At 60.5% G+C, this 10,331-nt stretch carries 9 protein-coding genes; 1 reads left to right on the forward strand and 8 read right to left on the reverse strand.

All coding sequences use genetic code 11. From position 1 onward, the window contains the following. Positions 1 to 41 precede the first annotated feature (41 nt). The gene (locus IEW73_RS00910; protein ID WP_188669796.1) at positions 42 to 1,175 is read left to right on the forward strand and encodes an alpha/beta hydrolase family protein; all 1,134 of its coding nucleotides are present in this window, start codon (positions 42 to 44) and stop codon (positions 1,173 to 1,175) included. 15 nt (positions 1,176 to 1,190) lie between these two features. On the opposite strand, the gene IEW73_RS00915 is transcribed toward IEW73_RS00910, so the two are convergent. The 8 genes from IEW73_RS00915 to IEW73_RS00950 all read right to left on the reverse strand — a co-directional run bounded on the left by IEW73_RS00915 (position 1,191) and on the right by IEW73_RS00950 (position 9,968). After that, positions 1,191 to 2,489 (reverse strand): lysine N(6)-hydroxylase/L-ornithine N(5)-oxygenase family protein, encoded by a 1,299-nt coding sequence (locus IEW73_RS00915; RefSeq protein ID WP_188669798.1) that lies wholly within the window; start codon positions 2,487 to 2,489, stop codon positions 1,191 to 1,193. Between the two features lie 29 nt (positions 2,490 to 2,518). Continuing rightward, positions 2,519 to 3,166, reverse strand: a complete 648-nt coding sequence (locus tag IEW73_RS00920) for an isochorismatase family protein (RefSeq protein ID WP_188669800.1) — start codon at positions 3,164 to 3,166, stop codon at positions 2,519 to 2,521. Next, positions 3,163 to 4,794: a (2,3-dihydroxybenzoyl)adenylate synthase gene (locus IEW73_RS00925; protein WP_229675628.1), complete on the reverse strand. Its 1,632-nt coding sequence runs from the start codon at positions 4,792 to 4,794 to the stop codon at positions 3,163 to 3,165. Before IEW73_RS00925 ends, IEW73_RS00920 begins: the two co-directional genes overlap by 4 nt. Then, on the reverse strand, positions 4,787 to 5,545 hold the full coding sequence (locus tag IEW73_RS00930) for a 2,3-dihydro-2,3-dihydroxybenzoate dehydrogenase (RefSeq protein ID WP_188669804.1): 759 nt from the start codon (positions 5,543 to 5,545) through the stop codon (positions 4,787 to 4,789). The genes IEW73_RS00925 and IEW73_RS00930 overlap by 8 nt, the downstream gene beginning before the upstream one ends. Then, a complete protein-coding gene (locus IEW73_RS00935) occupies positions 5,542 to 6,672 on the reverse strand; it encodes an isochorismate synthase (protein WP_188669806.1) in 1,131 nt (376 codons plus the stop codon). The genes IEW73_RS00930 and IEW73_RS00935 overlap by 4 nt, the downstream gene beginning before the upstream one ends. 364 nt (positions 6,673 to 7,036) lie before the next feature. Continuing rightward, complete coding sequence (locus IEW73_RS00940) at positions 7,037 to 8,047, reverse strand: ABC transporter substrate-binding protein (RefSeq protein WP_188669808.1); 1,011 nt, start codon at positions 8,045 to 8,047, stop codon at positions 7,037 to 7,039. Between the two features lie 8 nt (positions 8,048 to 8,055). Next, a complete protein-coding gene (locus IEW73_RS00945; protein WP_188669810.1) occupies positions 8,056 to 8,850 on the reverse strand; it encodes an ABC transporter ATP-binding protein in 795 nt (264 codons plus the stop codon). Next, positions 8,850 to 9,968, reverse strand: a complete 1,119-nt coding sequence (locus tag IEW73_RS00950; RefSeq protein WP_229675629.1) for a FecCD family ABC transporter permease — start codon at positions 9,966 to 9,968, stop codon at positions 8,850 to 8,852. The genes IEW73_RS00945 and IEW73_RS00950 overlap by 1 nt, the downstream gene beginning before the upstream one ends. Between the last annotated feature and the right edge of the window lie 363 nt (positions 9,969 to 10,331).

Consider the following 10,331-nt stretch of genomic DNA (forward strand, 5'->3'; position numbering starts at 1 on the left):
ATCCGTGCTGAATCTGCAACACGATGGGATTTAATTACTGCATGCCTGCCGTGCGCATCACGTCATTCAGTCTCGCTTGTGTCGTTGGTCTTGGGGTGTTCGTCGGCACCCCTGCTGCTTCTGCGGTACCCACTGCCGCAGAATCCGGCACCGTTATCGAGGTGTCCAACCATCCGTTTGATCAGTGGATTCCAGGTACAGCACACGCATTCCGTATTTCATATTGGTCGGTCGGCGCTCGCGGTGAGCGGATACCAGTTTCTGGGGCTGTGTATCTGCCGGAAGGCACCCCACCACCCGGCGGCTGGCCGGTGCTCGCCTGGGCGCACGGCACTGTGGGGCTCGCGGATGATTGTGCGCCGTCGGTCACGGGCAGATCGGAACGCGATCTCGACTTTTTGCAGGAATGGATGGCCGAGGGTTATGCGATCGTTGCGAGTGATTATGCGGGCCTTGGTGGTCCGGGTGTGCACCCTTATCTCAACGGGGAGATCGCTGCGTACAGTGTGATTGACGCCGTGCGTGCAGCGCGGAACGCCGAACCGTCACTATCACGTTCGTGGGTTGCGGTGGGTCAGTCCCAGGGAGGCCATGCGGCCCTGCAGACGGCCAACATTGCGCGTCGATACGCTCCAGATCTTGATTTCCGCGGTGCTGTGGCGACGGGTGCGCCGTCACAATTGGAGTATCTGGTGTCGACACTCGGGCCGTGGTTCCCGGATGTGGGACAACCTGGCCTGTCGACGTTTGTGTCCTACTTGCTTGCGAGCGTTCGTGAAACGCACCCTGAGGCCAATATCAACAGCTATCTCACACCACTTGGTCGCGCAGTTGTGGACGATGCGGAGCGGCTTTGTTACCACGACCAGCGCGCCCAGCTTGAGGGAATCGCGTTGGGGGCGTTGTTCACTCGTCAATTGACTGACGTGCCGTTTTTCTCCGCGCTGCGCGAAGTCGTGGAAGTTCCTGTAACTGGGTATGAGCGGCCGGTCTTGATCGCGCAAGGAGGGATCGACACGACCGTGTGGGCACCGTTGACGGAAATCCTGGCGACCCAAATGCGGGCAAATCAGCAGCCGGTGCGTGTGCATTACTACCCGGCGGACAATCACGACTCGACGATGACTGCCTCACTGCGGGATTCGCTGCCATTCGTGCGGGAACTGTTCCGCTAGCCAAACCCCGCGCACTCAACGCGCGGTAGCCCACACTGCATGCTGGTCAGCCAACTCCCCGCCCATCACCCGAGCATCGGTTCGTCGTTGAGCGATGGAGTTCAGTATTTCTCCGGCTCGAACAGCGACGTTGGATAGCAGCGATGAACTGATGCCGTGCGTGTGTTCGACTCCGCCTTGTAGGTAGATGCCTGCTCGGATGCGGGGATCGGTGATGACGCGGTAGTCGCGTGCGACGGCGGGTGGCTCACTGATGATGTCGCCGAACAGTGGATGTAGCGGCGTTGGAGTGAAACCTGTTGCACAGACCACGGCGTCGCACTTCAGCGTTTCGGCATGTCCGTTGAGGTCCGAACGGACTGTCACGGTTACGCCGTCTGTGGTTTCTGTGACGCCGTCGACTCGCGATGCCCGGTGCATGAAGATGCGTCGCTGGCCGGTGACGCGTTCCTGGTATTCGGTTTCGTAGAGGTGGGCGATGAGTTCGGGGTCGACGACGGAGTAGTTCACGCCGCGGTGCAGGGCGAGGAGTCGTTGTCGTACCTCGGTTGGTGCGTAGTGGAATTCGTCGACGACGGAAGGGTCGAAGATTCTGTTGGCGTAGGGGGAGTCGTCGGCCGGGCTGTATCCGAACCGAGAGAACACGCTGTGCACGGCTGCTGTTGGGTACCGGCTGTGTAGGTAGTCGACGATTTCTGCGGCGCTTTGGCCTGCACCGACGACGACGAATCGCTGGTGCTGCGGTTGCGGCATCCGTTCGATGTGGTGGAGGAACTGGTGATTGTGGAAGCAGCGCCGGGAGGCGGTGACGTCCTCGGGTAGGCGTTCACGTAAGCCCAGCGCGGCGACGACGTTACGGGCGACCACGGTTGTACCGCCTGCTTCGACGCTATGCGCGGTTCCGTCAGCAGCCGGGGTGATTCTGGTGACGGCGGTGCCATACCGGACGTCCGCATCAACTTTTCCTGCCGCCCATTCGAGGTAGTCGTGGAATTCCTTCCGGGATGGGAAGAAGGTTTGGTGGTTGACGAAGTCGGCAAGCCGATTGCGATCGTGCAAGTAGGAGAAGAAGGTGTAGGCGCTGGTGGGGTTGCGGAATGTAGCGAGGTCTTTGGGGAAGGCTACTTGCATTGTTGTGCCGTCGAGCAGCATTCCTCGGTGCCAGCCGAAGCGCTGTTGCCGTTCGAAGAACACCGCGCGCAGCGGTTCGGCAACCGTGTGGTTGTGTTCTTCGATTGCTATGGCCAACGCCAGGTTGGACGGGCCGAAACCGATTCCGGCGATGTCGTATTCGGCGGGGGCCTGGACGCTCATGGTGTTCCTTAGGGTGGTGGGGTGGCAGGTTAGACGCGAGCGGCGCGCAAGGCCGCGTCTACGTCGCAGGTAGGAAGGACGACAGCGCAGCGGGCTGCGGCGTAGGCGAGTGCCTCACGGTGTTCGCGTGCGGTGAAGTCCGCGACAGCATCTGAGACGAGGAAGACCTGGACGTCTTGCATGAAGCCGTCGAGTGCGGTGGTGAGGCATCCGATGTGGGCGTACACACCGGTGACGATGAGTTGGTCGCGGCCCCATTCGTGCATGAGTGCACGAAGGTTGGTGCGGATGAATGCGCTGTAGCGCCACTTGGTGAGCAAGACATCGGAGTCCTCCGGTGCGAGGTCACCGACGATTGCGGTCTCGCGGGGATCGTTGCTGAGGCCTGGGCCCCAGAAGTCTGAGAGCAGAGCGCGGTCGTCGGGGTCTTGGTTTCCTGGTTGTGCTGTGTAGACGACGGGGATTCCGGCAAGCTTGGCGTTTTCGCGGATTTGGGCGATGTTGGGGATCACTGTTGCGAGCGGTTCGGCGTTGCGCTCGAAGGATCGGACGAAGTATTCCTGCATGTCGTGCAGAAGTAGCACTGCCCGATCTGGGTCGATTGACCAGTCTGCAACATTGTTGGACTCGACGTGCGGCAGTGCGTAGGAGATCGCTTTGGGCAGTGTGGATGTCATCGGGATGTCACTTTCTCCCAGGTGCTGGCGAGTGTGCGGCGTAACTCTGACCGGCTAGTCTTGCCAACTCCAGTGGCGGGGAATTCGGAAACGATGTGGATGAGGTCGGGTACTTTGAAGCCTGCAACCCCGCGGCCACGGAGGAACGATTTCAGTACCAACGGATTCGGGGGGGTGCCGTCGGCGACGATGAAGGCGCAGGTGCGTTCGCCGAGGTAGGTGTCGGGGACGGAAACCACGGCGGCGTCGAGAACATGGGGGTGCGCGATGAGGTGGTTTTCCACTTCTTCGGGTGCGATCTTTTCTCCGCCGCGGTTGATCTGGTCTTTGCTGCGCCCTTCGACGACGATGTATCCGTCGGGTGTGACACGGACAATGTCGCCGGTGCGGTAGAAGCCGTCGTGGGTGAAAGCTGCGGCGTTGTGTTCGGCGGCGTTGAAGTAGCCCCGAATGGTGTAAGGCCCACGGGTAAGCAGGTGCCCCTTTTTTCCGAGTACGACGTCGTTGTCGTTGTCGTCGACTACTCGAATTTCATCGGCGGGGCTGATGGGTCGGCCTTGGGTGGTCACGATGGTGTCGGTTGGATCGTCCAGCCGCGTGTAATTGACGAGGCCTTCCGCCATACCGAAGACCTGCTGGAGAGTGCAACCGAGTTCGGGGCCGATACGTCGGGCGGCTTCTTCGGTGAATTTTGCGCCACCTACTTGCAGCACTTCCAGTGACGTCAGATCGCGGGTGGTGTTTTTCGCAGCGGACAGCCATGCGAGCGCAAGGGGCGGTACGAGCGATGAAATGGTGACGCGGTGCTGTTCGATGAGGGTAAACGTGGTAGTCGGGCTGGGGTCGGGCGCGAGTACTACGGTGCCGCCTGCGTGTAGGACGCCGAGAATGCCCGGTGAACTCATCGGAAAGTTGTGGGAGGCAGGCAGCACCACGAGCATCCGGGTGTCTTTTGTGATGCCGCAGATCGACGCGGATTCACGCACTGAGTAGAGGTAGTCGGCGTGGGTGCGGGGGATGAGTTTTGGTGTGCCGGTGGTGCCGCCCGAAAGTTGTAGGAAGGCAATGCACTCCGGATTAACGGGCGTTGGCGCTAGCGGCGCTGCCGCGCGCAGATCGGTGAGCGCCGTGAATTCTGCGGCTTCGCCTGCGACGACGACCATACGGCCGGTTGCAACTGTTCGGGCGATCTCTCGGTAGTCGAAACCACTGTGCCGGTCCGCGATTACGTATGCTGCGGCGTCGGTGAAGTTGATGAAGTGCGCAATGTCAGAGCTGCGGTGCGCTGGTAGCGCAAAGACTGGCAGGGCGCCAAGCCTGAAGAGCCCAAAAAGCACCTCGGTGTGTTCGATGATGTTGGGCATGTGCAGGACAACGCGGTCACCGGCTTGGATTCCGAGTTCGGCGAACCCTCCCGCGATCCTCTCGGCTGATGCGGACAGTTCGGCGTACGTCAGGCTTCGCTGCACCCCTGCTGAGTCATGACCTATGACGGCTACGTGGTCTGGGAACTGTTCGGCCCGGCGAGGCAGGAATTGTTGAAATGTTTCGTCAGTCCAGTACCCAGCGGCGCGGTAGCGAGCAGCGAATTCGTCGGGGTACTGGGGGTGAAGGCTGAGGTCAGGCACGAAGAGTCGCACCTCCGTCTATGTAGAGGGTTTGCATGGTGATGTGACGTGCTCGATCGGAAAGGAGGAACTCGACTGCGTGGGCGATATCGGCGGGTTCGGCGATTCGCCTGAGCGGGATGCCAACTTTGTAGGACTCGAGATTGCCGTTGATGACGGCGTGCCGTCCGGTTTCTTCGTCGGTCCACAGGGAGCGCTGCATTGTGGTGTCGGTCGATCCGGGGGCGACAATGTTTGCGCGGATACCGAACTCGGCCAGTTCGAGCCCTAGCACGCGAACGATCATTTCCGCAGCCGACTTGGATGCGCCGTAGGCCCCCATTCCGACGCGGGGGACTCCGGCAGCGTTGGAGCCAACGACGACGATCGACCCGCGTTGCCTATCGCGCATGCGTGATCCCACTGCGCGGAGGACGCCCACCAGTCCGTGGACGTTGACGTCAAAGACCTCGTGCCAAGCAGCTGGTTTGGTATCGAGAATTGATCCCGTTTCTAACACCCCGGCGACGTGCGCGAGGCTGTCGATGGGTCCATGCTCTGATTCGATCTCTGCGATGGTGCGGTGGACTGCGGTTTGGTCTCGCACGTCGAGCAGGAAGTAGGGCGCGGCGCCTATGAGCTGTGCTGTTTCGTCGAGCGCCGCGCGATCAAGGTCCGCGATAACCACACGTCGTCCCGCTTGTGCGAGGGCAATGGCGGTTGCCTTACCGATGCCGTGGCCTGCCCCGATGACCAATGTGATGCCGTTCACCCCTGCACCTCGAAGGCGTCAAAAACGGTGCGGAGTTTGGTGCTAGTTTCGGAGAGTTCGTCACCGGGGTTGGAGTCGGCAACGATTCCGCCGCCCGCGTAAGCGGTAAGTGTGGTCTGATCAGCGTCGAGAATTACACAGCGAATGGTGACCATCCATTCGCCGTCACCGTTGTGGTCAGTCCACCCGACGGCTCCTGCATAAAATCCGCGGTTGCCTTCGACGTTGCTGATGACGTCGCGGGCAGTTGCGGTGGGGGTGCCGCACACTGCTGGTGTGGGGTGGAGTGCGAGGGCCAGATCGAGGGCGGTGGTGTCGGTGCTGCGTAGTTCTCCGCGGATTGGGGTGCCGAGGTGCCACAGTTCCCGAGTTTTGGTGAGGGTTGGTTTGTTTGGTAGCCGGAGTTCCCGGCAGTACGGCATGAGTGCCCTGCGAATGTGGTCAACGACAAATGCGTGTTCGGTGAGGTTTTTTGTTGACGTCAGCAGTTCGGCGGCGTGGGTGCGGTCGATTTCAGGGTCGAGGTCCCGTGGCGCTGAACCTGCCAGTGGGTGGCAAGTGACGATGCGTCCAGTGCGGCAGACGAGAACTTCTGGGCTCGCGCCGATGAGGTGGCGTCCCACCCATGTCCCGCCCGCGGCGCTGAGGTCGACGGCGTAACCGTTTCCGTGTGGGTCGCGTTCGACGAGCCGCGTACAGAGCGCCGACGGGTTGACTGCTTCGCTTGCGCTGATGGTGACGGCTCGCGCGAGAACCACTTTCTCTAAAGCGCTGTCGCTCATGCGTGCAATGGCTGCTTCGATGCGTGACGTGTGTTCTGCGGTGGCTGGAAAGTACCCGGTGACAGCCATAGGCGGAATCCAGGTGGGTGTGGCTGTGGGTGGCGCGGAGTCGTGCATGAGTCGTACGGGCGCGATGAGTGCGGCTGGTTCTTCGAGGTCGAAAGGGAGGGCTCCGGCGACGGCACTGATTGTGCCACTGCGCAGGCGTTCGAGCGCTGCGTGTGCGGAACTAAATTGTTCCGCGACGCCTTCTGCGATCACAGTGCCGTGTGGGCGGGAAAGCACGAAGGGCATGGAGTTCGCCTGGAGGTTTTGGCGCGTCTGCGTGGCCACCTGCGTCTGCATTTCGCACATACCTCCTGGTTGCTTGTCGTGACGTTGCCGGTGTTTTCCCGCAACAATCCAGAAGATATATGGTTAGCCTCACCTTTGGTGAAGTTCCTTTCGGGGTGCAACCGATTGGACCGATTCGCGAAACATAATGTGGCGTAGGCAAAGCCGGGTGCGCATATTGCGAACAGCGTGTCGACCGCCGCGTAAGTGCAGGACATAACGCAGTTTGCGAAGAACCGCTGGACTATTCGTACTTGAACGCTGTAGCGGAATGCGATCTTCGCCACATAGGCGTGTGTCGGGCCAATGGGTGGTCAATCCACCCGATCGGCCCGACACAGAGCTGCCGACGATGCAGCCGACTAGTCAGAGAGCATCAGAACGCCTCTGGGTGAAATGCCTCTGCGAGTTGGCGAAGAACCTCGATGTTGCCCCATGTTCCAGGCATCACGGCGTTGCTGCTGACGGCGACAATTCGGTCGTCGCGCACCGCGGCAACATCAGCGAAGCGGTCGGTGAGGAACGCCCGTACCGCTTGCTCATGGGCGTCGCCCCTGACTGAGATGACGATGACGTCAGGATTGCGGGCGATGAGTTCTTCGGGCGAGATAACGGCGGCGATGAAGTCGGAAAACTCAGGGCTGTCTGGATGGAATACGTTGTCGCCGCCCGCTTTCTGGATGATGTCGTATTCCAGGCCAGCACCAATCGCTGAGATAGTTGTTCCTTCGATGAACAGCTGCGTCACGGTGGGCTTGTCACGGTCGCCGACGGCGGCCTCGATTTCTTCAATCTCAGCGGTAACGCGATTACTCAATTCCGCGCCCTGCTCCTCTGTGTCGAGCAGTACCGAAAGCTTCTCGATGTCGTCCAGGATGTCTGTGACTTCGGCGGTCTTGCGGCGATCAAAGCATCCCGCAGTCGCGATGTACGCAGCCGCACCAGCCTCGCTCAACTGGTCGATGCTCGCGAAGCCTTGCTGTGCGGTGAATTCGTAGCTTGTGGGCGATACGACTAGGTCCGGTGCGACATTTAGTAGCACCTCGCGTGACGGCGGCGAATCGACGCTGAGCACCTCGACCACGTCAGGATCTAGAGCTGAATTAAGGGGTGTATCGCCTGACTGAGCTTCCGCGACAACACGATCGCCGACGCCAAGGCGCACCAGCAGGTCTGTCGTGCCGGGCATCATCGACACCACGCGCTGCGCATCGCCTGCAACCGACACTGAGCGACCGCAATTTTCCACCGTACGAGTTTCTGAGGTGCGAGCTTCCGCGCTATCCGATTCGCCTGCGGGAGTTACTGATTGGCCACAGGCGGACAGCACAAATGTGGCTGCCGCAGCTAGCGACACACTGACGAGGGTCGTGGAGTTCCGTTTCATGGTGATCCTTACGTGTGGGAGGTGACTTGTGCAGTGCATTGTTGAGTGGAGAAGGCGATAACTGGTCGCCCATCGGAGGGGTGGATCAGAGTGTGGGCGGCGACTCCGAACACGTCAGAAATCAGTTCAGGGGTGAGCACGTTGTGCGGGGTGCCGGATGCTGCCACACCGCCGTCGTTGAGTACCACGACGTCGTCGCAGAAAGTGGCCGCGAGATTGAGGTCATGCAATGCCGCGATTGTGGTCAAACCACGCTCGCGGATCATGGTCATGAGTTCGAGTTGAAAGCCAATGTCAAGGTGGTTGGTGGGCTCGTCGAGAATGAGCACGGGTGTTTCCTGGACGAGCGCGCGGGCGAGCAGGATCCGCTGCTTTTCTCCTCCGGATAGGGCGGCAAAGAGACGGCCTTTAAGATGCCCAGCTCCGACTGATTCAAGTGTGTCGTGGGCAAGGTCGAGGTCGTAGCGAGAGTCCCCGCCAAACCCGCGTTGATGGGGAACCCTGCCGAGCAGTGCCACTTCGAGTGCGGTGAGGGGGAAGTCTTGTGCGAGTTCTTGTGTCATCACCGCGACGAGTCGGGCGGTTTCGCGCGCCGAGAGGTCTCTAAGGTCGAGTCCGTCAATGCGCACTGTGCCGCTAGATGGTTTGTGTACCCGGTACACCGTTCGGAGGAGGGATGATTTCCCGCTCCCGTTAGGTCCGAGCAGCCCTATGAAGCGTCCCGGCTGTACGTCGAGGTTGACGCCGTGCACGACGCGTTTGCCGTCAAGGGTGACGGTCAAGTCCTCAATGTGCACCCGCATTAGGCCACCCCTCCGCGAATCGCGCTTGACTGGCGCATCAACCAGAGAAAGAACGGGGCCCCGACAACCGCGGTCAGGATGCCCAACGGGATTTCCGTGGGCTGCGCGATAGTACGTGATAGCAGGTCGGCAAGCATGAGAAAGCATGCACCGCCGAGGACTGTGATGGGGAGCATTCGCCGGTGGTCCGCGCCAACCAAGATGCGAGCGACGTGAGGGATGACGAGTCCCACGAATCCGATACCTCCGGCGACCGCGACCGTAGCGCCTGTTAGAAGCGCTGCCGCTAGGAGAAGTAGTTTGCGCATCACCCCGACGTTGACGCCGAGGGCTGTGGCGGACTCGTCGCCCGCGAGCATGGCATTGAGGTCCCGTGAGCGGAGCATGACCAACACAGACACGGCAACGAGGCACACTGCAGGAAAGAGCAGTTGGCTATAGGTGGCGGCAGAGACGCTACCGAGGAGGAAGAACAGGACGCTGTAGACATTCTGAGCTTCAGTGGTGATCGTGAGGAAATTGGTGATTGCGGCGAGCAACGCACCGAGCGCCACACCCGCGAGAATGAGGCGCGTCGGTGCGATGACGCCGTGTTGCTGAGCCAGTAGATACACGAGTGCGGTGGCGACGACTGCTCCAGCGAACGCGGCGAGGCTGATCGGCACGCCGGATAGTGTTGCGGAGCCCAGGACGATTGCGGTGACGGCACCGACACCCGCGCCTGCTGAGACTCCGAGGATGTATGGCTCGGCGAGCGGGTTTCTTACCGTCACCTGCATCAGTGCACCTGCTAGTGCGAGCGATGCGCCTGCGATGCCCGCCAATAGTGTGCGTGGCACGCGAAAATTCCACACGGCTCGATCTTGGGCAACGGTGATCGTGCCGTCTGTCATCCATGGCATGCCCGGAAGTAAGTGACCGAGAGTAATTTTTGCTGCTTCTTTGAGTGAGGTTTCGAGTGGTCCAACACTTGCGGACTCGACCATGATCAACACGATCGAGCCGATGAGCAGACTGCTGAGGAGTGCGGTCCGGTTACGTAGGGGCCGTCGCGTGGCAGATCTAGTGCCTCGGACTGTTTGTGGACTGTCGTACTCGTCCGTTGATAGTGATGACACGCTGCCTCGCAGTCTGGAAGATCGAACATATTCTTTAATGAAAACTATTGTCAGGTTTACTCGATCTGGCGCACGATCACCAATCGGTCATGTCTGGCTTGGTGGGGTTAACTTGGCAGCCTTCGCGTTATGGGCAACGCGGCCCACTCTGGGTTCGGTCGCGATAGAGCTCACCTGTTAGCGGTTGAAACAGCCTCATTCGCCGGGAATGAATGGACTGCGATCCGCTGGCGAATGCTGGGCGCGCTCTGTCCGGGTTTGGCGCTTCTGGCTACTCACTGGGTCGCTCGTGCGGCGTAGATCACAGAGTGAGGCGACCGAAAAATAACCCAAGGGTGTTAACTTTGGTAAGGCTAACCAAAT

It is taken from the genome of Hoyosella rhizosphaerae, from assembly GCF_014643175.1.
Classification (GTDB): domain Bacteria; phylum Actinomycetota; class Actinomycetes; order Mycobacteriales; family Mycobacteriaceae; genus Lolliginicoccus; species Lolliginicoccus rhizosphaerae.